Origin of the sequence: Streptomyces sp. NPDC014991, from assembly GCF_043080665.1 — a bacterium.
GTDB lineage: Bacteria > Actinomycetota > Actinomycetes > Streptomycetales > Streptomycetaceae > Streptomyces.
Genome location: NZ_JBIBVY010000002.1, coordinates 454921 through 476805 on the forward strand (window position 1 = coordinate 454921; position 21885 = coordinate 476805).

Annotated in this window: 17 protein-coding genes, 1 tRNA gene and 2 pseudogenes; 14 read left to right on the forward strand and 6 right to left on the reverse strand. The window is 69.6% G+C overall.

What is annotated here, in order from left to right; all coding sequences use genetic code 11:
- Positions 1-158 precede the first annotated feature (158 nt).
- The 9 genes and pseudogenes from ACF1BE_RS06090 to ACF1BE_RS06130 all read left to right on the forward strand — a co-directional run bounded on the left by ACF1BE_RS06090 (position 159) and on the right by ACF1BE_RS06130 (position 10877).
- A complete protein-coding gene (locus ACF1BE_RS06090; protein WP_392197749.1) occupies positions 159-1244 on the forward strand; it encodes a hypothetical protein in 1086 nt (361 codons plus the stop codon).
- Positions 1237-2889: a polyprenyl synthetase family protein gene (locus ACF1BE_RS06095; RefSeq protein ID WP_392197750.1), complete on the forward strand. Its 1653-nt coding sequence runs from the start codon at positions 1237-1239 to the stop codon at positions 2887-2889. Before ACF1BE_RS06090 ends, ACF1BE_RS06095 begins: the two co-directional genes overlap by 8 nt.
- Positions 2886-3599 carry a hypothetical protein gene (locus ACF1BE_RS06100; RefSeq protein ID WP_392197751.1) on the forward strand — a complete coding sequence of 238 codons (714 nt, stop codon included), beginning with the start codon at positions 2886-2888 and terminating at the stop codon, positions 3597-3599. Before ACF1BE_RS06095 ends, ACF1BE_RS06100 begins: the two co-directional genes overlap by 4 nt.
- Positions 3600-3716: 117 nt before the next feature.
- A complete protein-coding gene (locus tag ACF1BE_RS06105) occupies positions 3717-4187 on the forward strand; it encodes a hypothetical protein (protein ID WP_392197752.1) in 471 nt (156 codons plus the stop codon).
- Positions 4188-4378: 191 nt separating this feature from the next.
- Positions 4379-4744, forward strand: a complete 366-nt coding sequence (locus ACF1BE_RS06110; protein ID WP_392197753.1) for a hypothetical protein — start codon at positions 4379-4381, stop codon at positions 4742-4744.
- Positions 4734-9038, forward strand: a complete 4305-nt coding sequence (locus ACF1BE_RS06115; RefSeq protein ID WP_392197754.1) for a DUF6531 domain-containing protein — start codon at positions 4734-4736, stop codon at positions 9036-9038. Before ACF1BE_RS06110 ends, ACF1BE_RS06115 begins: the two co-directional genes overlap by 11 nt.
- A gap of 9 nt (positions 9039-9047) precedes the next feature.
- On the forward strand, positions 9048-9497 hold the full coding sequence (locus tag ACF1BE_RS06120; RefSeq protein WP_392197755.1) for a hypothetical protein: 450 nt from the start codon (positions 9048-9050) through the stop codon (positions 9495-9497).
- A 34-nt stretch (positions 9498-9531) separates the two neighbouring features.
- Positions 9532-9917: pseudogene (locus ACF1BE_RS06125) on the forward strand (PE-PGRS family protein); the annotation flags it as partial.
- 222 nt (positions 9918-10139) lie between these two features.
- Positions 10140-10877 (forward strand): site-specific integrase, encoded by a 738-nt coding sequence (locus ACF1BE_RS06130; protein WP_392197756.1) that lies wholly within the window; start codon positions 10140-10142, stop codon positions 10875-10877.
- A 797-nt stretch (positions 10878-11674) separates the two neighbouring features.
- Here the strand turns inward: ACF1BE_RS06130 and ACF1BE_RS06135 are convergent.
- The 3 genes from ACF1BE_RS06135 to ACF1BE_RS06145 all read right to left on the reverse strand — a co-directional run bounded on the left by ACF1BE_RS06135 (position 11675) and on the right by ACF1BE_RS06145 (position 13629).
- Positions 11675-11748, reverse strand: a tRNA-Pro gene (locus ACF1BE_RS06135).
- 65 nt (positions 11749-11813) lie between these two features.
- Positions 11814-12572: a Pr6Pr family membrane protein gene (locus ACF1BE_RS06140; RefSeq protein ID WP_392197757.1), complete on the reverse strand. Its 759-nt coding sequence runs from the start codon at positions 12570-12572 to the stop codon at positions 11814-11816.
- Positions 12573-12702: 130 nt separating this feature from the next.
- Positions 12703-13629, reverse strand: coding sequence for a metallophosphoesterase (locus ACF1BE_RS06145; RefSeq protein ID WP_392197758.1), 927 nt, complete (start codon positions 13627-13629; stop codon positions 12703-12705).
- A gap of 94 nt (positions 13630-13723) precedes the next feature.
- Between ACF1BE_RS06145 and ACF1BE_RS06150 the strand changes: the two genes are divergently transcribed.
- Positions 13724-14191 carry a GatB/YqeY domain-containing protein gene (locus ACF1BE_RS06150; protein WP_392197759.1) on the forward strand — a complete coding sequence of 156 codons (468 nt, stop codon included), beginning with the start codon at positions 13724-13726 and terminating at the stop codon, positions 14189-14191.
- Between the two features lie 140 nt (positions 14192-14331).
- Here ACF1BE_RS06150 and ACF1BE_RS06155 read toward each other — a convergent pair whose 3' ends face one another.
- Positions 14332-16695 carry a transglycosylase domain-containing protein gene (locus ACF1BE_RS06155; protein WP_392197760.1) on the reverse strand — a complete coding sequence of 788 codons (2364 nt, stop codon included), beginning with the start codon at positions 16693-16695 and terminating at the stop codon, positions 14332-14334.
- A 493-nt stretch (positions 16696-17188) separates the two neighbouring features.
- Between ACF1BE_RS06155 and wblA the strand changes: the two genes are divergently transcribed.
- A complete protein-coding gene (wblA, locus tag ACF1BE_RS06160; protein WP_392197761.1) occupies positions 17189-17527 on the forward strand; it encodes a transcriptional regulator WblA in 339 nt (112 codons plus the stop codon).
- Positions 17528-17848: 321 nt separating this feature from the next.
- On the opposite strand, the gene ACF1BE_RS06165 is transcribed toward wblA, so the two are convergent.
- Both ACF1BE_RS06165 and ACF1BE_RS06170 read right to left on the reverse strand, forming a co-directional pair.
- Positions 17849-19249 (reverse strand): ArsA family ATPase, encoded by a 1401-nt coding sequence (locus ACF1BE_RS06165; protein WP_392197762.1) that lies wholly within the window; start codon positions 19247-19249, stop codon positions 17849-17851.
- Positions 19246-20223 (reverse strand): ArsA family ATPase, encoded by a 978-nt coding sequence (locus ACF1BE_RS06170; RefSeq protein WP_392197763.1) that lies wholly within the window; start codon positions 20221-20223, stop codon positions 19246-19248. Before ACF1BE_RS06170 ends, ACF1BE_RS06165 begins: the two co-directional genes overlap by 4 nt.
- A gap of 95 nt (positions 20224-20318) precedes the next feature.
- Here ACF1BE_RS06170 and ACF1BE_RS06175 point away from each other — a divergent pair, with 95 nt between their 5' ends.
- From ACF1BE_RS06175 to ACF1BE_RS06185, 3 genes and pseudogenes are all read left to right on the forward strand, one after another.
- Positions 20319-20480: a DUF4177 domain-containing protein gene (locus ACF1BE_RS06175; RefSeq protein ID WP_003975360.1), complete on the forward strand. Its 162-nt coding sequence runs from the start codon at positions 20319-20321 to the stop codon at positions 20478-20480.
- Positions 20477-20941 carry a RidA family protein gene (locus ACF1BE_RS06180; protein WP_392197764.1) on the forward strand — a complete coding sequence of 155 codons (465 nt, stop codon included), beginning with the start codon at positions 20477-20479 and terminating at the stop codon, positions 20939-20941. The genes ACF1BE_RS06175 and ACF1BE_RS06180 overlap by 4 nt, the downstream gene beginning before the upstream one ends.
- Before the next feature lie 67 nt (positions 20942-21008).
- A pseudogene (locus ACF1BE_RS06185) lies at positions 21009-21869 on the forward strand (NUDIX hydrolase); the annotation flags it as partial.
- Positions 21870-21885: the final 16 nt, after the last annotated feature.

Sequence of the window (21885 nt, forward strand, 5' to 3'; positions counted from 1 at the left end):
CGGCCACGGGTGACCCGCCGCGGGCCGCCGGCCGACGCTTCGCGATGGCCACCGCTCCAAACCCTCAATACGGAAGTAAACGTTTCTGTGCTTCCGGCTCACCCACGTGAAGGTAACAGATTGCGACATTACGGTTTCAGTGGGTTAGCGTTCGAAACGTGTCCACGCCCACCCTCCCCAGGCTCGGGCCCCCGGGTCCCTTCCCACACGCCCCGCTCGTACATCCACTCGACCGCAAGTGGCTGCACTACGCGTTCCTGTCCCGGTGCGGCCGGCATGCACTGATCGCCAACCTGTCCGTCCTGGGATCCTCCACCGGCGAGGTCTACGCGGACCCGGGCGCCCCGGCCACCGGGCGGCGCAGCGGCACCGGCACGGCGGCCGAGGGACAGCACATGGCGATCCTCCTCGTCTACACGGAGGGGCACGGCTGGAGCGCGACACAGTTCAACGCCGACCAGCCCGAACTGCCGTGGTCGGCCTTCCGGTGGCCGCACCCGCACGGCGAACCCGGCGCGTTCCGGGTGGCGGCCCGGTCGGCGGCGCCGGCGGCCGACGTGCGGCTGATCCGGACCAGCAGGCCCTGCACCTCGCAGTGCGCGCCGTTCGGCGAGGACGAGCACCTGCGGTGGCAGTCGGAGCCCGGAGTCCTGGGCACCGGCACTCTGCGGCACGGCGACGGCACGGTCACGGAGACGGACCTGCTGGGCTACCACGAACGGGTACGCGGCCGCTGGTCCTGGCCGACGCTCGGCGGCTGGGTGTTCGGATTCGTCAACGACCCGTCCGGGCCGGCCGACGCCGCCCCGCCCTCGGCGGTGGTCTTCACCCTGATCCAGCCCGAGCGCCCGGCGGACGCGGCCAACGGGTCGGTGATGCTGTGGCGCCAGGGGCGCATGATCCGTCACTTCCCGCGCCGCAACCTGCGGGTCGCGGTCAGCGGAAGCCTGGACCGCGACCGGGTGGCGATGGTGCCGCCGCTCGCGGACACGCTGGGCACCCCGCCGATGGCCGCGGTGCCCGGCCGGCTGCTCATCACCGCCCAGCTCGGCGACGACCGTCTCGTCCTCGACTTCCGCTCGCACACGGCGGGCCGGATCGCGAACCCGTCCGAGACGAGCCTGCACCCGTTCAGCGTGCACGAGACCCTCGGCCCGTGCACCGTGGAGGGCCGGATCGGCGGACGCCGTATCGGCTTCCGCGCCGAGGGCATCGTGGAGTTCGCCGGGGGCGCCCATGACTGAGACCGTCCCCGCTCTCACGGGTGCCGGCCTGCTGGACGAGACCGTGGCCGCCCTGTCCGACCGGGCCCCGGCCGTCCTCGCCGCCGCCGCCGGCCACCTGCGCGGCATCCGGCTCGGCCTGCACTTCAACGACGGCAGCCACGCCACGCTCACCGCGCGGCACAGCCGCATCGTCGTACACCGGGACCGCTGCCCCGATCCCGACGTCGAGGTCGCCTTCGACAACCGGGCGATGAACCTGCTGTTCGACCTCCAGCGCCCACCCGTCGACCAGGTGCTGTCCGACAGCCTCGACGTCCGCGGTTCCCAGGAGGACACCCTCGCCGTGTGGCGGGCCTTCACGCTGCTGTCCCAGCGCGCGGCGGGCCTGCGCAGCATGCAGGAACTCTGGGGCGCCTACCGGGAACGGGCCCCCCAGCTGTGGGGCAGCGCGGCACCGGCCGCCCCGGAGCCGGCCGCCGATCCGGTCGACTGGACGGCGCTGGACTTCCTCGCCCGGCGCGCCCCCGAGGACGCCCCCGCACCCCTCGTACTGATCGGTGACACCACCGTACGGGCGCCGCGCATGATCTGGGACGGCCGCACCAGCACCGGCTGGTCACTGGAGGACCCCGTCAGCGACGCGGACCTCCTGGAGACCATGCGCCGGTGCCGGGCCCGCACCGGCGAGGAGATCGAACGGCTGCTGCCGGACCGTGAGCCGCGCGCCGAGCTGTACGACCTCATGCGCTCCTACCCCGCCCGCCAGGGCAAGGGACTGCGCCCCACCCTGACCATCGCCGCCTGCGCCGCCTTCGGCGGACGCCCCGACGACGCCGTACGCGCCGCCGCCGCACTGGAGCTGTTCCACAACGGCTTCCTCGTCCACGACGACATTGCCGACGAGTCCACGCACCGGCGCGGCATGCCCACCATGCACGAGGAACACGGTCTGGGCCTGGCGGTCAACGTCGGCGACGGGCTGAACCTGCTGGCCGTCGACGCCGTCCTGTCCAACCTGGAGACACTCGGCCTCGCCCGCACCCTCGGCCTCATCCACGAGGCGGTCCACATGTGCCGGGAGTCCATCGAGGGCCAGGCCATGGAGCTGGGCTGGATCCGGCACGAAGTCGTCCCCGAGGCCGACGACGCCTACTTCACCATGAGCACCAAGAAGACCGGCTGGTACACCTGCATCAGCCCGTGCCGCATCGGCGCCGTCTGCGCCGGCGTGACCGACCCGGCCGTACTGGGCCGGTTCGACGAGGCGTTCCGCCTGATCGGCATCGCCTTCCAGATCCAGGACGACATCCTGAACCTGGTCGGCGAGGAGGCCCTCTACGGCAAGGAACCCCTCGGTGACCTGCTCGAAGGCAAGCGCACGGTGATGCTGATCCACCTGTTCCGCACCGCGCACGCCTACGAGCGCCCCCGCCTCCTCGACGTCCTGCGCCGGCGCCGTACCGACAAGACCCAGCAGCACGCCGAGGAACTCCTCGCCGCCATGCGCCGGCACGGCTCCATCGAGTACGCCACCGAACTCGCCGACCGGCTCGCCGCTGAAGGCATCGCCCGTTTCGAAGAAGACCTCCAGGTCATCCCCGAGAACGAAGGCAAAGCCGTCCTGCGGCAGATCGCCCACTACGTCACCTCGAGGCCACTGTGACCCCCACCACGACCACCGGCCCGCCGGCCGACCCCACCGTCACCGGCCCGCTGACCCCCACCGACCACGGGGCCTTCGCCTTCCTCGGCCAGGTCAACAGCTCCCTGCGCCAGTGCCTGTGCACCCTGGCCCGGCACGGCGTGGCGCTGCGCCGCGACACCCCCGAACGCGCCCGGCTGCTCCTCGACACGGTCCGGCCCTGGCCCTGCTACAAGGGCGGCCAGTTCCTCTTCGACCTGATGGAATGGGAGGACCTGATGGTCGACGGCGAACCCCCGCCCGTGCTGCCCGTCGAGCGGATCGTCTCCGCCGCCACGTTCCCCGTCCAGTGGCTCGCCGCCGCGACCTCGCAGGCCCCCGCCGCGGCGAGAGCCGTCCCCGGTCAGCGCACCGCCGCCGCCCTCGACCTTCCCCTGCGCCTGCTGGCCACCACCGCCCGCACCGCCTTCCTGGGCGCCGCGCAGGACCTCACCGACCTCCTCGGCACGCCCACCCCCCGGACGGCGACGGAGGACGACACCGAGGACACCACCGCACCCCCGCACTCCTCCACCCAGCCCACCGCACCCGAACTGCCGCCCCTGGAAGCGGGGTTCTACCTGTACGAGGACATCGTCCTCGGCACGCTCGCGGTCCTGGGCCCGCTCCTGTCCGACCACGCCGCCTCCGGCTCCGAGGACGTGCCGTCCGACCCCACCCCGTCCGCGTAACGCACGGCGCGCGGATCCCGCCCCTCCCCACCGGACGGAGCGGAGCGGTCCACGCCCCCAAGGCCGCCACCGGCGGATCCGCCCACGCGGACACGCTCATCCACAGAAGGGAAACCCATGGCCACACAGACCCAGGCCCCCGTCGAACCAGGATCCGAGAACAAGCTGTACATCCTCCAGCAGGGCATCGTCGAGGACGCCCCGGGAGGGGTGCCGGCCCACCTCAGCTTCGGCGTCCTCAGCACCGTCCCCGATCCGGTGAACCCCGGCGACATCACCTTCACCCTCAAGGCGCCCACGGGCTTCGTCTTCACGGGCTGGCTGTCCTGGGCCTACCACGACGTCAACACGCTCGCGGCGAAGGGCAACATGCAGACCACCCAGGGCACCCTGGGCAACCAGGGCCGCACCCTGTCCTTCACCCACAACCCGTACCTCTCCACCAACCAGGAGTGCATCGGCTACGCGGCCCAGGTCACCGCCACCGACGGCGCGACACCGGGCCGCTACACCGACGGCGAACTCCGCGTGGGCGCCGCGAACCCCGTCAAACTCAAGGGCCGCGTACTCGACCCCGACGAGAACTGACCTCCCCGCCTCCCGTTGGTGGCTCCGGCCCCCGGAGCCACCGGCGGGACACGCGCGACATGCACGTTCCCCGGGAGAGGCAGTGCCCCCCGTCGACACATTGCGCCCCCATGCCTCCCATATGACCTTCTCTTGACCCGCCTCCCCTAGGGTCGGAACCCGCAGTTGCGAACCGGGGGGAGGCGACAGCGATGGGCGACGGCAAGGTCCCCGGCAAGGTGCTGGACATCAAGACCGCCGACATCAAAACGGCGGCACCTGCCTTCCACCAGGGGGCCATCGACCTGAGCAAGGCGCTGACCACCCTCGTCAACACCCTGGACGGCCTCGGTGAGCCCTGGGGCCACGACGAACAGGGTGACCTCTTCGGCAGCGCCTACAAGCCGCAGCAGAAGAAGATCGAGAGTGCCGCGGGCATCCTGGTGCTCGGCCTGACGAGCATCCACGAGGCGATGGTGGACCTGGCGGACGGGCACGTGGACAACGACCAGCTCATCGCCGGCATGTTCACGGAAGTCAAGACCGGCAAGCAGAGCGACGGTGCCGGTGAGCGTTGAGGACAAAGCCCGCCACATCCTGCTCAAGCTGGGCCTGTGGTGGCCGGAGGCCGACTCCGACAAACTGCGGGACGCGGCGAAGGCCTGGCGTACGTTCGCAGGGGCCGTGGACGACGTCCGCTCCCCGGTGCACCGCAGCGCCTCCTCGATCATCCACCACAACACCGGTGAGTCGATCGAGGCGTTCGACAAGTTCTGGGCCCGCTACGCCAAGGACCAGGACGGCGGCTGGCTGAAGGACCTGGCGGACTCCGCGCGGGAGATGGCGAAAGCTCTCGACAAGTTCGCCGACACCATCGACGACGCCATCAACAAGCTCTGGACGCGGATCGGCATCGACGCCGCCGTCATCGCGGGCGGTGTGGCGCTCGCCTTCTTCACCGCGGGCCTGGCCTCCGGGGCGGCCGTCGCGGCGGCGGACGCCGTCATCGAGTTCGGCGCCACGATGGGCGTCGCCATCTCCACGACGGTGGCCGAGATCGCCGGGGGTGCCCTCGTCGCGGCCGCGTTCGGCGGAGTCGAGTCGGTCACCGTGGACCTGGCGGTGGCACAGCCGCTCCAGATGGCGACCGGCCTGCAACACGGCTTCAGCCTGGATGAGGTCAACCAGGCCGCCAAAGACGGCATGCTCTTCGGTGGCGCGCTGGGTACGGGCGGCGGCCTGCTCAAGGCGAGCATGGAAGGCGGCCTCGCCGACACCACCCCGCTGCTGCTGCGCCCGCCCTCGCTCCGCCCCGACCTGGTCGAGCTGGGCCCGGCGGCCCGCAACGCCGAACGCACCCCGTGCGTGGGCGAGCCGATCGACGTGGCGACCGGCGCGATGCTGATGACGCAGACGGACCTGACCCTGCCGGGCAGCCTGCCGCTGGAGTTCACGCGCACCCACCTGTCCTCCTACCGGGGCGGCGTCTGCTTCGGCCCGACCTGGATCTCGACCCTCGACGAGTGCCTCCAGATCGACGGCGAGGGCGTGGTCTTCGCCGCAGCCGACGGCATGCGCCTGGTCTACCCGGTGCCGCAGCCGGGCGAGCCGACCCTCCCGGTCAAGGGCCCGCGCTGGCCGCTGGAGTGGGACGGCACGCCGGACGGCGCCATGACGGTCACCGACCCGGCGACCGGCGTGACCCGCACCTTCGCAGCCCCCGTCCCCTCCCCCTCCTTCGGCGTGTTCCACCTGGCCCTGGACTCCTGGACCGACCGCAACGGCAACCGCATCGACGTCGAACGCGACGACGACGGCATCCCGTTCGGCATCCGCCACTCCGGCGGCTACTACGTCGCCGTCGACACGCAGGGCCCGCGCATCACCGCCCTGCGCCTCTTGGCCGAGCCGCCCTCCCGCTACCGCCCGGGCACCACGCCCGACGACGGTACGGTCGTCATGCGGTATGGCTACGACGCTGTCGGCAACCTGACCGAGGTCATCAACTCCAGCGGTGAGCCTTTCCGCTTCACCTACGACACCGAGGGCCGTGTCACCCGCTGGACCGACCGCAACGGCACCTGGTTCGGATACGTCTATGACGAGCGCGGCCGGGTGGTCCGCACCGAGGGCGTCGACGGCATCCTCTCCGGCACCCTGACCTACGACGACACCACCTGCACCACCACCTACACCGACTCCCAGGGGCATGTCTCGGTCCACCGGTACAACGCCGAGGGCCGGGTGGTGGAAGAGACGGATCCGCTCGGGCATGTCACCCGCACGGAGTGGGACGAGTACGGCGACAAGCCGCTGACGGTGAGAGACCCCGTCGGCCGCAGCACTCGCTACGCCTACGACCACGCCGGAAACCTCGTTGAACTCACGCATCCCGATGGCACGGTGGCCCGGGCCACCTACAACGCGCTCGGTCTACCGACTGAGGTGATCGAACCGGGCGGCGCTGTCTGGCAGCACGCCTATGACGAGCGGGGAAACCTGCTGAAGACAGTCGACCCGCTCGGAGCTGCGACGCGGTACGCCCTTGATGACAAGGGTCGTCCGACGGTGATCACCAACGCCCTGGGCCACACCCGCACGGTGGCGTATGACGATGCGGGCCTGCCTATCGCTGTGATAGACGAACTAGGCCATACGACGTCAATCCGCCGTGATCCCTTCGGCCGAGTCATCGAGGTGACCGACCCTCTTGGCCACGCCACCCGCCTGGGCTGGACCACGGAGGGCAAGCCGTCGTGGCGTGAACTGGCCGACGGTACCCTCGAGTCCTGGACATGGGACGCCGAGGGCAACCTCGTCACCCACACCGATCCAGCGGGCAACACCACTCACCACACAGCCGCGCCCTTCGACCTCCCGGCTACCCGCACCGACCCGGACGGCACCCGCTACGCATTCACCTACGACACCGAACTGCGCTTGAGCGGCGTCACCAACCCCGATGGGCGGACCTGGTCGTACACCTACGACGAGGCTGGCCGTCTGATCGCGGAGACGGACTTCAACGGCCGCACGCTGACGTACGCGCACAACGCTGCGGGAGAACTGATCGCCCGGACCAACGGCACCGGCGAGGTCATGCGCTTCACGCTGGACGCGTGCGGCCGGGTCATGACTCGGCAAGACGACTCCGGCGAGACCACGACGTACGAATACGGGCTGGGCGGGGCGCTCCGACGCGCGGTCAATGCGGATGCCGACGTGGCGTTCGAGCGGGACGCACTGGGGCGAATCCTGTCGGAAACAGTCAACGGTCGGTCATCGATCTTCGAGTACGACGCCGCCGGTCGTCGTACTCGCCGCGTGACACCCTCCGGTCTCGCATCGGAATGGGCGTACGACGCGGCTGGACGCCCAATAATGCTGCGTTCGGAGGCGGGCTCGGTCGCTTTCACCTACGACGAGGCGGGGCGTGAGACCGAGCGACGGTTGGGTGAGGCGGTGAGGCTGACCCAGAGCTGGAGCCCGACCGGGCGGTTGAGTGACCAGTCATTGGTCTCGGCTCTGAAAGGTGCGGGGCCGGAGCGCCTGCTCCAGCACCGTACGTACGCCTACCGGGCCGACGGACATCTCACGGAGATCCGCGAACTGACCTCCGGTACGCGGCGCTACGATCTGGACGCCATGGGGCGGGTCACGGGGATACGGGCACACGGATGGACCGAAAACTATGCTTATGACGCGGCCGGCAACCTGCTCCAAGCGTCGGCCCCTGGCCACGCGTCAGAAGGTGAGCGCAAGTTCGAGGGCACACTCGTCCGCCAGGCGGGACGCACCACGTTCGAGCACGACGCGCAGGGGCGCCTGGTCCGCCGGACGCGCAGGCTGCTCAACGGGCAGAAGCGCCTCTGGACGTATGCATGGGATGTAGATGACCGGCTAGAGGAGGTGGTCACACCTGCCGGTGACCGCTGGCTCTACCGTTATGACCCGATGGGTCGACGCATCTCCAAACATCGTGTCGGCGCGGACGGCTCAGCAGCGGATCGCATCGACTTCTCGTGGGACGACACGCGCCTTGCGGAACAGATCGATACGGACGGCAGGATTACTACCTGGGACTATGAGCCAGGGACCCATCGCCCAGTCGCGCAGACCGACCGGCGGGCGTCGTCGGCCGAAACTTCCTTCCTCGCCCGACTGGCTGAGGAGAGCAGCCTTGACATGAGGTCACGTTTCCACGCCGTGATCACAGACGTCGTCGGCACGCCCATGGAACTGGTCTCCCTCTCCGCCGAACTTGCGTGGCAGTCCCGCACCACACTCTGGGGCACCAGGTTTCCCTCAGCCACAGACTCTGAGGCGGCTGTGGACTGCCGGCTTCGGTTCCCGGGGCAGTACGCGGACGGCGAGACGGGCCTCGACTACAACCTGTTGCGCTACTACGATCCCGAAACGGGCGGATACCTCACATCGGACCCAATGGGCCTCCTGCCTGGCCCCAACCCTCATGCCTATGTCGGCAACCCGGGGAGCGAATCCGATCCGCTGGGCCTGTTCACGTGCAAGGTCGAAAACGCACTCAAGAGCTGGCAGAGCCGGAAATACCAGTTCGGTAGCAATGAGTTCGTGCTCGACAAGAAGGGCATGGCGCATGTCCTGGAAAGGCATCACCCGGAATACTGGGACGGGTCTGTCAAAGCAAAGCAGTCGTTCCTTGACGGAAAAATGTCAGTTCAGGATGTGCAAGATGCCATTACAGGGACGCTGAAGCAAAACCGGGACAACCTCGTCTCGCGCGGTCCGATGGGCATGTATCAGATCGAGGGTCGAGTAAATGGCGTGGACTACGTCCTCGGCATCAAGAATGGCCGCATCGGTCAATTTTTTCCCGGAACCCTCGACAAGTAGGCTGGCTACATGATCGACATCACGTCCTACCTGCGCACCGAGTCGGGATCGTTCGTCGACGTGGCGGAGGCAGGCACTCCTCCTGTGGATCCTTCGTATGTCGAGGGAGCTATCGATATGACCATCAACGGCGTACGGATCCTGGACCGGGAGGTCTGGGACTATGTCGACGAACTCTGGGCCTATATCGGCGATATGGTCCTGAAACTCGCGAACGAGGGCGAGGCGTCGACCTACTTTCCGGATCAGCCGATCCGCTTGTCGTTCAAACGCTTGGGCGGTGGACTCGTCCTCGTGTCACTCACCTATGATGACGTCAAGCGGACCGTTTCCGTCGGGGAACGCGAACTTGTGAACGCCTTGCGTTGGTCCGGCACAGAATTCTTCACAAGGATGAAAGAGCTGCTTCCTGAGAACGCCTTGGGGTACGACGATGCCTTGACGCGGCTCACGGGCTGAGGCCGCCGACAGGAGCCTTGGGCGTCCGTGGGTCATTCCCGGATGCCTCGTAGCACCGTGGCCATATGTCGACGCGTTCCGCCCGGATGACGAGGCAGAGCTCAGACTGACTGAGGCGTCACGCCACGTACGGGGCAATATGGATTTCGAAGCCGCGCACCTGATCCTCGGGTTCGTCCGGCCGGAGAACAGGCCGCGCCTCCGCCGAGGGATCGCGAACGCGGGAGTTCTGGGACTGAGCCGACTCGACGAGACGGCGCCGCTCACCGGATGGACGCCACCGCGCTCCGCAGTGACTCGATGCTGCACGAGAACCGCGCCGGCATGTGCCGGGCCGGCTAACCGGTCACCGAGCGCGTCGTCCGCCAGGTAGCGGGCCGCCTCGCCGACGAGATCCTCCCGGAGGTGGACCGCAAGCGGGTTCGGGATGCAAAGGAACCGCCCAGCCTGCTGCACCTCGGCGATCAAGGCAGCTCCGACTTCCGCCGGTGACGGCCGTGAGGGCTTGGGGGCGCGCTGTGGCGCAGGCTTCGTCGCGGACGCGGCTGCGGCGCGCTTCTGCGGTTGAGGTGCCGGTCGTGTCCGTTGCTCGTGGTGTGCTGGCCGCTGCTTGCGCTGGACCGGCTCCGGCCGGTCCGGGTCATGGCCGTGCTCCAGGTAGAAGCGTCCGGCGTCGGTGATTTCCGCCTGCTACTTCCCGCGTTGCTTTGGCATGGTGTTCAGCCCTTGCCCCTTCAGCGCGCGGGCCTTGACGGCGAGTTCGGGGCTGTCCGAGGTGACAGGGTCGGAACCGTCCCCGATGCGGGTGAGGAGCGCGAGTTGCCGGTCGTTCAACGGAGACCAAGGGTGCATGGCGATCGTCGTACCATCACCTGGGATCACGTTTTCCTGGAGCCGAAGGACGGGGCCCCGCCGCACGTCGCGGTGTGGCGCTCGGTCCGCAAGCACGGTGATACCAAGACCAGGAAGAGCCGCCGGACAATCGCTCTGCCGAAGCAGGTAGTCGACGTCCTCGAAGAGCACATGCGATGGCAGAAGCAGGAGCGGGCATCGCGGGGGATGGAGTGGAGCCCGACCGGCCGCGTCTTCACGACCCGGAGCGGCGAACCACTCGACGCGGCCAACGTCCGGCGAGACTTCAAGGCCATCGTGAAGAAGGCCGGGCTGAAGGCTGAGTGGACCCCGCGGGAGCTCCGGCACAGCTTCGTGCCCCTGCTCTCCGACCATGGCATCCCTCTGGAACGCATCGCGCTCTTGGTCGGTCACAGCAGCCAGGCGACCACAGAGGCGGTCTACCGCCGGCAGCTCCGGCCCGTGATCACGCAGGGTGCTGAAGCAATGGACGACATTTTCGCCGACGCTGAGGGCGACGTGGAGTAACGAGCTGCGCCCCACTCTGCTGTATCTGCAAAGGTGCGCAGAGCGGGGCCCGCTGTCCTTCGGAATGAGTCTCGATGACGAATCCGCACGGCAGCGGGAGCCATTCACCTACGCGGCAGCATGCCGTGGAACCGTCGGCGGGGGATGTATCCCTTATGGCACAAGGTGATCTCGTGCGTGGGCGTAGAACGCTCCCGGTCCACGGGGCGTAGATCGGAGTATCGCAGGTGGTCGCAGGATTGCTCAGCAGCGGCTTCGCGCTCATCGGTGTCCTGCTCGGTGCCGGGCTCACCGCTCGAACCGGAGATCGCCAGTGGACCCGCCAGACGCAGCTGGCTGCCTGCCGTCGCTTGATGGACGAGTTCGCCTTGCTCTACGACTCCATGGCGCGTACGCGCCGGGGTGAGACTCCTGACCTGGCCTGGGCCTCATGGAACCAGGCCCTGACTGAGGTGTCGTTTGTCTGCGCCCAACCGGTTGTGGACGCCGCCTACGCCCTTGACGAGACGCTATGGCGCGCCGACTGGGCGATCCACGGTGGCCAGACCGGACAGGAAGCATGGCTGGAACTTCGACGGCCGGTAGAGAAAGCTCGCGCCGCTCTGGTCCATGCTGTCCGCCTCCAAACAAGTCCGCACCTGCGTGGTTCAGTCCGAACGCTCGGGCGGCCAGTGGATGAGGACCCCATGTGGAGGAACCCGCAATCTTGACATCGGGGACGCCTGACCAACTTCGTTTGGCCCCCCAAGCACGACAGAGGCCCAATCGCGATCAAGTGATTGGGCCTCTGACCTGTGTCGGGGTGGCGGGATTTGAACCCACGACCTCTTCGTCCCGAACGAAGCGCGCTGCCAAGCTGCGCTACACCCCGATGTCGCTGCTCTCGCGGCGACGACGTTTACTTTAGCCCACCGGTGGCTGTAGGCGAAATCCGGTTCAGCAGCGGTGGCGGACCGGGGTCGGGCGGGTGTGGTCCAGGGCCACGAGGAGGACGGCCAGGGTGTGGACCGCGAGGCCCAGGAGGAGGGCGTTGGCCAGGGTGATGCGGTAGCCGTGGGCGGCTGCGTCCAGGAAGGGATAGAGGTAGCGGGCCGGGTGGGAGGGCGGGAGGAGCGCCGCTCGGGTGAGGGAGAAGGCCAGGTAGGCCAGGGGGTAGAGGAGCCAGGACGCGGTCTGGCGGAGGTGCAGGCGGGCCGCGGGGGTGAGCAGGAGCCAGTCCAGCAGGGCAGCCGCCGGGATCACCGTGTGGAGGATCTGCAGTGCCGTCCACTGGGCGTGCCAGCGTTCCGGGACGGTCGTCGCGCCGGTCATGGTGAAGGGGGGTGTCGTGTGGGCCAGGAGCAGGTGGTAGGCCAGCGCCGCGGTCAGGACGTAGAGGAGCGCGGCGCCTGTCACGGCGGAGGGCAGCGGACGGCGGCCCCGCCAGGATCTCCTCGCCGCCATGAGCATCACCACGGCCAGCAGGAGGTTGGCCTGGACGCTGAAGTAGCTCAGGCTGTGGGCCGGGGTGCTCAGCAGGATTTCGAGAGCGACACCGCCGGCCGCCACCATGGCGGTGACGAGGCGGAACACCGCGGTCTGGGGGCGCCGGACCGGGGCCACCACCGCCGTGGCCGGGACCGGGGCGGGCAGCAGCAGGGGTGGGCCCGGGACCGCGGGCAGGTCCGGGATGTCCCTGGGTATCGGGGCGGTCATGCCCTCACGCTAGGAGCGGACGAGGGGAGCGGCGAGGCGGATTGGGCCGGGTGGGTTACGGCCGCACTCTCCCGCACCCTCGGCATTCTCGCCGCCGGCGCCGGGTTGCGGCCTCCCCCGCCCGGTCGTCCTACTCCCTGCCCACCAGCGTCAGCAGTGTCGCCTCCGGTGGGCAGGCGAAGCGGACCGGGGTGTAGCGGTTGGTGCCGCAGCCTGCCGAGACGTGGAGGTAGGACGTGCGGCCCTCGGCCGTGTGGGTGGAGAGGCCCTTCACCCGGTCCGTGTCCAGGTCGCAGTTGGTGACCAGGGCGCCGTAGAAGGGGATGCACAGCTGGCCGCCGTGGGTGTGGCCGGCCAGGATCAAGGGGTAGGCGTCCGCGGTGAACGCGTCCAGGACCCGCAGGTACGGGGCGTGGACCACGCCGAGGGAGAAGTCGTACGTCCCCGACGGGCCACCGGCCACCTGGGCGTAGCGGTCGCGTTTGATGTGGGGGTCGTCCAGGCCGGTCAGCTCGATGGAGACGCCCTCGATCTTCAGGACTCCCCGTGTGTTCGTCAGGTTGAGCCAGCCCGCTCCGTCGAAACCGTCCCGCAGGTCCTCCCACGGGTTGTGGATGACGCCCACCGCCGGTGCGTTGCCGTTCAGCCCGTGGCGGCCGTTCGTCTTCTCCAGCAGGTAGCGGGCGGGGTTGCGCAGCTTGGGGCCGTAGTAGTCGTTGGACCCGAAGACGTAGGCGCCCGGGAACTCCATCAGGGGGCCCAGCGCGTCCAGGACCTCGGGGACGCCCTCGGGATCCGACAGGTTGTCGCCCGTGTTGATCACGAAGTCGGGGCGCAGGCCGGCCAGTGACCGCAGCCAGCGCTGCTTCTTGCGCTGGCCGCCGACCATGTGGATGTCGGAGACCTGGAGGACGCGCAGGGGGCGCATGCCCGGGGGCAGGACCGGGACGGTGACCCGTCGCAGGCGGAAGGACCGGGCCTCGAAGCCCGCCGCATACACCAGGCCGGCGGAGCCGGCCGCCATGATGCCCAGAGGGATTCCGTATCGCGCGCGCATGTCCCCATCGTGTCAGACCGGTTGGCCGGGGCGGGAACGGCCACCGGATAAATGAGCGGGCGTACCGGGCCGGGTACCTGCGACAATCGGCTGCATGACCACCACGCTCAAGTCGAAGCTGCACGACGACCTCAACGCCGCGATCAAGGGGCGCGACGAGCTGCGTTCCTCGACGCTCCGGCTGACGCTCACCGCGATCAGCAAGGAGGAGGTCGCGGGCGCGGAGAAGCGGGAGCTCTCGGACGACGAGGTGCTGAAGGTGATCGCCCGTGAGGCGAAGAAGCGTCGTGAGGCCGCGGAGGCCTTCGCGCAGGGCGGCCGTACCGAGCAGGCCGAGCGGGAGAAGGCGGAGGGCGAGGTGCTCGCCGGGTACCTGCCCAAGCAGCTGTCCGACGACGAGCTGGACACGATCGTCGCCCAGGCCGTGGAGGAGGCGAGGGCGGCCGGCGCCGAGGGGCCGCGGGCCATGGGCGCCGTCATGAAGATCGTGAACCCGAAGGTGGCGGGTCTGGCCGAGGGCGGCCGGGTCGCCGGCGCGGTGAAGAGGCTGCTCCAGGGCTGAGCCCTGTGAGGAGCGGCCACCGGAGCTGAGTCGCTGCCGCGCTGCCGGACCGTTCGACTTCACGACCACGACCGCGCCACACGACCGCGAGGCCGCACCCGGGAACACCGGTGCGGCCTCGCGGTCGTGTGGCGCGGTGGCTAGCCCCGGCGGCCGCCGTTGCCGTGGCCGTTGCCGCCGCCGTTCATCTGGCCCTCGATGAAGTTGCCGGGGAGGGAGAACGTCGGCGTCGGCAGGGTGCCGCCGATGCCGCCGGTGCTCTGGTCACCCGTCGTGCCCCCGTCGGTCGTGCCCCCGTCCGTCAGCCCGCCGATCAGTCCGCCGATCAGCCCGCCGGTCACCTGCCCCGTCGCGGTCCCGTTGTCCCGGTTGCTGCCGTCGTCCGTCCCCCCGTCCCCTTTTCCCTGATCACCCCCGTTGTGGGTGTCGTCGGGAATGTCGATCAGGTGGAAGTCCGGTGCGGGCTTGCCCTCCAGGGCGCCGGACATCATGTCGCGCCAGATCGGGCCGGGGACCTCACCGCCGTAGACCTTGGCGTGCGGGACACCGCCGATGGTGATGTCGACCATCCGGCGCTTGTGCTGCGGGTCGCCGACCCAGACCGCGCCGGCCATGTTCGGGGTGTAGCCGACGAACCAGGCCGCGTAGCGCTCGTCCGTCGTACCCGTCTTGCCCGCGCTCGGCCGGCTGCCGAGACCGGCCTCCTGACCCGTGCCGTCCTCGACCACGCCCTTGAGGAGCGTGCTCACCGTGTCGGCGGTCTTCTCCGACATCGCCCGCGAGCAGGTCGACTTCGGCACCTCCAGGGACCTCTGCTCGCTGCCCACCTTCTGGGTGATCGAGTCGATGGCGACCGGCGTGCAGTACATACCGCGCGAGGCGAAGGTGGCGTACGCGTTCGCCATCGTCAGCGGGGACATCTCCTGGGTGCCGAGTGCGATGGAGGGCGCCTGCTGGACCTTGCGTCCGTCCGCGCGCCGCACGCCCATCTTGTGGGCCATGTCGATCACCGGGCAGATGCCGATGTCGCTGATCAGCTGCACGTAGTAGGTGTTGACCGACTTGGCGGTCGCCTCCTTCATGCCGTACGGGCCGTGCTCCGACTCGTTCTCGTTGGTCAGCTTCGTGGGCCGGTTCGGGTCGTCGTGCCAGGTCTTGCCCTCGCACGCGGACACCGGGCTGGGGTACGTCATCTCGTACGGCGACGAGTACTCCTGGGTCGGGGGTTTCCCGCCCTCGATGGCCGCCGCGGCGACGATCGGTTTGAACGTGGAACCGGGCTGGTAGCCGGCGCCGCCGCCCATGCCCTGGTTCACGGAGAGGTTGATCGTCGTCTCGTGGTGCTTGGTGCTGACGCCGTACGGACGGGACTGGCCCATCGCGAGGATCTTGCCGGTGCCGGGCTCCACGATGGTCGCGGCGGTGGCCACGGAGTCGCTCTCGTAGACGTGGTCCTTGAGGGACGCCTGCACGGAACGCTGGGCCTGCGGGTCGAGCGTCGTACGGATCGTCAGGCCGCCCCGGTTCCAGAGCTTGGACCGCGCCTCCCTGGTCCTGCCGAAGGACTCGTCGGTGAGGAGGATCTGGCGGACGTAGTCACAGAAGAAGCCGGCGCCCTTCACAGCGGTGATGCAGCCGTTCTTGGAGTGGCTGGGATCCAGCTCGACCGGCTTCTCCTTGGCCTCGTCCGCCTCCTTCTGGGAGATGTCGCCGACTTCCGCCATGCGCTGGAGCACGATGTTGCGCCGCTTGGTGGCCTCGGCCTCGTCGTTCACCGGGTCGTAGCGGCTCGGTGACTGCACGATGCCGGCCAGGAGGGCCGACTCCTGGAGGTTCAGGTTCTTGGCGTGCTTGGAGAAGTAGCGCTGTGCGGCGGCCTCGACGCCGTAGGCCTGCTCACCGAAGAAGGTGATGTTCAGGTAGTTCTCGAGGATCTTCTTCTTGCCGAGCTTGTCCTCGATCTGGATGGCGTACTTCAGTTCGCGGATCTTGCGGCCCAGGGTCTGCTGGGTGGCCTCGGCGACCTTCGTCGGGTCGTCGCCGGCCTCCTCGATGAAGTAGTTCTTCACCAGCTGCTGGGTGAGCGTGGAGGCGCCCTGGGCGACCCCGCCGCTCCGCGCGTTCTTGTTCAGGGCGCGCAGCACACCCTTGAGGTCGACCGCGCCGTGCTGGTAGAAGCGCGAGTCCTCGATCGCGACGATCGCCTTCTGCATGTACGGCGAGATGTCCTTGAGGTCGACCACCGTACGGTCGCGGGAGTAGACGGTCGCGATCTGTCTGCCCCGGTTGTCCAGGATGGTCGTGCGCTGACTGAGCTGGGGACTCTTGAGGTTGGCCGGGATCTCGTCGAAGCCCTTCACCGAGCCCTTGGCCGCGAGACCCAGCGCGCCGGCCGCGGGCAGCGCGATGCCCGCCAGCACGGCTCCGGCGAGCACACTGACACCGAGGAACTTGGCGGCCTGCTGCGTTGGCGACAGACCGCCACCCGAGCGCTTCTTTGGCATGGGGTGCAGCCTAATCCGTACTGTTGAGCGTTCCTAAGGAGCGACCGTGTCACGGCACGGCAAAGCAGGATGTCCGCGTTCCCGTTCGCCGGACACGCATGCAGGCGTTGGCCTAAGCTGCTCTCGACTGTCACAGCGATGCGGTCACCTACGTAGTACGTCCGGCGGCCCCGAACCGTTCCGGTCGTTGCCCGTATCCACCGGGGCGCGCGCCCGTTTTCCGGGGCGGACGCGCCCGAATCCGCCTCGTGTGTCACCTGGTGCCCGATGTGGCGCACCGCAGCCGTCCCGGTTTGCCGGGATGGTCGCGCTTGTCGCCAGCTCACTCCCGCGGGTGATCTGCCGCTTACCCATAGTCCGTTCGGGCCATCCAAGATTGGGCCCGAAGGGGGTGTTGCGCTGTGTCGACCTTCCGTAACGTCCTCAACTGGCGGCGGTGAATATGCCGCTGCCGCCGTGGGGGAGCCTCGATTCGGGAGAGGACGGCGCCGGTATGGGCTGGGTAACCGACTGGAGTGCGCAGGCTGCCTGCCGCACTACGGATCCGGATGAACTGTTCGTTCAGGGAGCAGCGCAGAACAGGGCCAAGGCGGTGTGCACCGGATGCCCGGTGCGCACGGAGTGCCTGGCGGACGCGCTGGACAACCGTGTGGAGTTCGGCGTGTGGGGAGGCATGACGGAACGGGAGCGCCGCGCACTGCTGCGCCGGCGGCCCACCGTGACCTCCTGGCGCAGGCTGCTGGAGACCGCTCGCTCGGAGTACGAGCGGGGCGTCGGAATCGTGTCCCTCGACAACGACGAGGTCTACGAGCACTATGCGGCGGTGAGCTGACGGCACTCCCCGGGTACACACCCGGAACGCACCGTTCCGGCAGCCCCCCACGGCAACCGCCTGTACGCCCGCGACCGTCGCGCACCTCGGCGTCGACGCGCGCCACGTACGGATCGGTGTCCTACCGATGTCCGATCGACGTGTGCTGCGTACGGCGCCCGCGACCGTCGCGCGCATGCCGGCGCCCCTCGGTCCCGCGGCGTGTGCGACTGCCGCGCGTGTGCCGGTGACGGCTGCCGCTCGTGCCGGGCCGGTGGTGTGCCGGTGATCGCCGCTCACGCGCGCGTGCCGTGTCGTGTGGGGTGGGCGCGGCGTGTGTGCCTACGGGTGCGTCGGCCGCCCGGTCGCCAGCCGGTCGCCGATGTTCCGCAGGCCCGTGAGGTCGTGGACGTCGCCGGGCAGTGCGGGCACCTCCACCACCGCCACCTCGGGGTGGCGGGCGGCGAAACGGTCACACGTGCGCTGCTCGCGCGAGAGCAGCTGCATGCGCTCGGCGTGCAGCCTCAGCAGGGCCGCGGTGAGTTGGTCGACGGAGCGTTCCGCGTCGGCGGGGGAGCCTTCCTCGGCGGCAGCGGCTGGGGCGGCGGCTGCGGTCTCGGATGCGGGAGATGGTGAACTGCCGTACGGGTCCGGAGACTTACGAAGTCCAGCTTGCCCGCCCTCCTGATCCACAATGCGGGCGTCCTCAAGATTTTCCGCGGCGGCGAGCGCCCGCTCGGCAGACAGTCCGCCGGCCCCGCTGCCGTGGACCCGGTTGAGGACCAGGCCGACCAGGGGCATGTGCTCCGCGGCCAGCCGCTCCACGAAGTACGCGGCCTCGCGCAGCGCGTCCCGCTCCGGGGCCGCCACCACCAGGAACGCCGTACCGGGCGCCTGGAGCAGCTTGTAGGTGGCGTCCGCGCGCGTACGGAACCCACCGAAGGTGGTGTCCATCGCGGCCACGAACGTCTGGACGTCCTTCAGCAACTGGCCGCCCAGCAGCTTGCCCAGCGTGCCGGTCATCATCGACATGCCGACGTTCAGGAACTTCATGCCCGCGCGCCCGCCCAGCTTGGCGGGAGCGGTCAGCAGGCGGATGAGGCGGCCGTCCAGGAAGGAGCCCAGCCGCTTGGGCGCGTCCAGGAAGTCCAGCGCCGAACGGGACGGCGGGGTGTCCACGACGATCAGGTCCCACTCGTCCTTCGCCCGCAGCTGGCCCAGCTTCTCCATCGCCATGTACTCCTGCGTGCCCGCGAAGCCCGCCGAGAGCGACTGGTAGAAGGGGTTCGCCAGGATCGCGGCGGCCCGCTCGGAGTCCGCGTGCGCCTCCACGATCTCGTCGAAGGTGCGCTTCATGTCGAGCATCATGGCGTGCAGCTCGCCGTCGCCCTCCGTGCCCTTCACCCGGCGCGGCACGTTGTCGAGCGAGTCGATGCCCATGGACTGGGCCAGCCGCCTGGCCGGGTCGATGGTCAGGACGACCACTTTGCGGCCCCGCTCGGCGGCCCGGAGTCCGAGGGCCGCCGCCGTCGTCGTCTTGCCCACTCCGCCCGAACCGCAGCACACCACGATGCGGGTCTTCGGGTCGTCCAGCAGCGTATCGACGTCGAGCACGCGCGCGGGGGAGAGCCGGCGGCCGGTGTCCGCCACCTCGGCAGCCTCCTGCCCCTCGGGGGCCGCCGACCCCCCGGGAGCCTCCCGCTCGTCGGGGGCCTCCCGCGCCTCGGCCGGGTCCGGACTCATGACAACCCCTGCTTCCGCAGCTCGGTGGCGAGTTCGTACAGGCCCGCCAGGTCCATGCCCTCGGCGAGCAGCGGCAGTTCGTCCAGCGGCAGGCCCAGCTCGCCGAGGGCCGCGCGCTGCTCCTGCTCCAGCTCGTACCGCTCGGCGTACTCCGCGGCCTGGGCCAGCAGCGGGTCCACCAGCCTCGCGGCGTTCCCGCCCCGTCGGGCCCCGCCCAGGCCCGCGGCCGAGAGCGCCCGCGCAACCGATGAACGCTCCACGTCCCGTACGAGTTCCAGGTCGTCCTCGTCCAGCACCTGCGGCCGGACCATGTTCACGATGACCCGGCCCACCGGCAACCGCGCCGCGCGCAGTTCGGCGATGCCGTCGGCGGTCTCCTGGACCGGCATCTCCTCCAGCAGCGTCACCAGGTGCACCGCCGTCTCCGGCGACTTCAGCACCCTCATCACCGCCTGCGCCTGATTGTGTATCGGGCCGATCTTCGCGAGGCCCGCCACCTCGTCGTTGACGTTCAGGAAGCGGGTGATGCGGCCGGTCGGCGGGGCGTCCATGACGACGTAGTCGTAGACGAACCGCCCGCTCTTGTCCTTGCGGCGCACCGCCTCGCACGCCTTGCCGGTCAGCAGGACGTCCCTGATGCCGGGGGCGATGGTGGTGGCGAAGTCGATGGCACCGAGCTTCTTCAGGGCTCTGCCGGCTCCGCCCAGTTTGTAGAACATCTGGAGGTAGTCCAGAAGGGCCAGTTCCGGGTCCATGGCGAGGGCGTACACCTCCCCGCCGCCCGGAGCGACCGCGATCTTGCGCTCCTCGTACGGCAACGCCTCCGTCTCGAAGAGCTGTGCGATGCCCTGCCGGCCCTCGACCTCTACGAGAAGCGTCCGCTTCCCCTCGGTCGCGAGGGCCAGCGCGAGGGCTGCGGCGACCGTCGTCTTTCCGGTCCCGCCCTTGCCGCTGACGACCTGGAGCCTGCTCACGTCCTCGAGCCTAACCAGTCCGGCCGACAACCACGCGGGAGGCTGTGGATAACGGAGGTCCGGCCCCTTCCGGCACAGCGGCTACAGTCGGCCTCATGACCAAGTGGGAATACGCAACCGTGCCGCTGCTCGTCCATGCCACGAAGCAGATTCTGGACACCTGGGGCGAGGACGGCTGGGAGCTCGTCCAGGTCGTGCCCGGGCCGAACAATCCGGAACAGCTCGTGGCCTACCTGAAGCGGGAGAAGCAGGCGTGAGCGCGGTCGAGGCCAGGCTGGCCGAACTGGGACTGACCCTGCCGGACGTCGTACCGCCGCTGGCCGCGTACCAGCCGGCCGTGCAGTCCGGTGTGTACGTGTACACCGCCGGCCAGCTGCCGATGGTCCAGGGCAAGCTGCCGGTCACCGGCAAGGTGGGCGCCGAGGTCACGCCGGAGGAGGCCAAGGAGCTGGCCCGCACCTGCGCGCTGAACGCCCTGGCCGCCGTGAAGTCCGTCGCCGGTGACCTGGACCGCATCGCGCGCGTGGTGAAGGTCGTCGGCTTCGTCGCCTCGGCGTCCGACTTCACCGGGCAGCCCGGTGTCGTCAACGGCGCCAGCGAGCTGCTCGGCGAGGTCCTCGGCGACAAGGGCGTGCACGCGCGCAGCGCGGTCGGTGTCGCGGTGCTGCCGCTGGACGCGCCGGTCGAGGTCGAGATCCAGGTCGAGCTGGCCCAGTGATCGTGCCGAGGCGCCGCTGACCTCGGTACCTCTCGAACATTCGCCCTACACGGGATAGCCTCCGGCCATGGCGAACGGTCAGTGGTACCCCCCGGAGTGGCCGGACCGCATCCGCGCCCTAGCGGACGGCACTCTCACCCCGGTGTCCCCCCGGCGCGCGGCCACGGTGCTGCTCCTGCGGGACACCGCCGCCGGTCCTGCCGTCCACATGCTGCGCAGACGCGCCTCCATGGCCTTCGCCGGAGGCGCGTACGCGTATCCCGGCGGCGGTGTCGACCCCCGTGACGACGACCGCCGGGTCCGCTGGGCGGGCCCCACGCGCGCGTGGTGGGCGAAACGGCTCGGCGTCGACGAGACAGGCGCCCAGGCCATCGTGTGCGCGGCCGTCCGTGAGACCTACGAGGAGGCCGGCGTGCTCCTCGCCGGCCCCGGCCCGGACTCGGTCGTCGGCGACACCACCGGCGACGACTGGGAGGCCGACCGCGCGGCCCTGGTCGCACGTGAGCTGTCCTTCGCCGAGTTCCTCGACCGGCGCGGCCTGGTGCTGCGCTCGGACCTGCTGGGCGCCTGGACCCGCTGGATCACCCCGGAGTTCGAGGCCCGCCGTTACGACACCTGGTTCTTCGTGGCCGCCCTCCCCGAGGGCCAGCGCACCCGGAACGCGTCCACGGAAGCCGACCGCACGGTGTGGATCCGTCCGGAGGAGGCCGCCGCCGGGTACGACAGGGGCGAGCTGCTGATGATGCCGCCCACCATCGCCACTTTGCGCCAGCTGCTGCCGTACGCCACCGCCGCCGAGGCGCTCGCCGCCGCTCCCGCGCGCGACATGACCCCGGTCCTGGCCCGGGCCCGCCTGCGAGACGGCGAGATCGTCCTCTCCTGGCCCGGGCACGACGAGTTCACCAAGCACGTCCCGGCCGCCGTGACGACGGCTCAGGCGCCCG

Coding starts and splice junctions, on each gene's coding strand:
- ACF1BE_RS06120 (WP_392197755.1), top strand. CDS start 9,048: ATGATCGACATCACGTCCTACCTGCGCACCGAGTCGGGATCGTTCGTC.
- ACF1BE_RS06140 (WP_392197757.1), bottom strand. CDS start 12,572: ATGACCGCCCCGATACCCAGGGACATCCCGGACCTGCCCGCGGTCCCG.
- ACF1BE_RS06145 (WP_392197758.1), bottom strand. CDS start 13,629: ATGCGCGCGCGATACGGAATCCCTCTGGGCATCATGGCGGCCGGCTCC.
- ACF1BE_RS06110 (WP_392197753.1), top strand. CDS start 4,379: ATGGGCGACGGCAAGGTCCCCGGCAAGGTGCTGGACATCAAGACCGCC.
- ACF1BE_RS06105 (WP_392197752.1), top strand. CDS start 3,717: ATGGCCACACAGACCCAGGCCCCCGTCGAACCAGGATCCGAGAACAAG.
- wblA (WP_392197761.1), top strand. CDS start 17,189: ATGGGCTGGGTAACCGACTGGAGTGCGCAGGCTGCCTGCCGCACTACG.
- ACF1BE_RS06095 (WP_392197750.1), top strand. CDS start 1,237: ATGACTGAGACCGTCCCCGCTCTCACGGGTGCCGGCCTGCTGGACGAG.
- ACF1BE_RS06155 (WP_392197760.1), bottom strand. CDS start 16,695: ATGCCAAAGAAGCGCTCGGGTGGCGGTCTGTCGCCAACGCAGCAGGCC.
- ACF1BE_RS06175 (WP_003975360.1), top strand. CDS start 20,319: ATGACCAAGTGGGAATACGCAACCGTGCCGCTGCTCGTCCATGCCACG.
- ACF1BE_RS06165 (WP_392197762.1), bottom strand. CDS start 19,249: ATGAGTCCGGACCCGGCCGAGGCGCGGGAGGCCCCCGACGAGCGGGAG.
- ACF1BE_RS06150 (WP_392197759.1), top strand. CDS start 13,724: ATGACCACCACGCTCAAGTCGAAGCTGCACGACGACCTCAACGCCGCG.
- ACF1BE_RS06130 (WP_392197756.1), top strand. CDS start 10,140: ATGGCCGTGCTCCAGGTAGAAGCGTCCGGCGTCGGTGATTTCCGCCTG.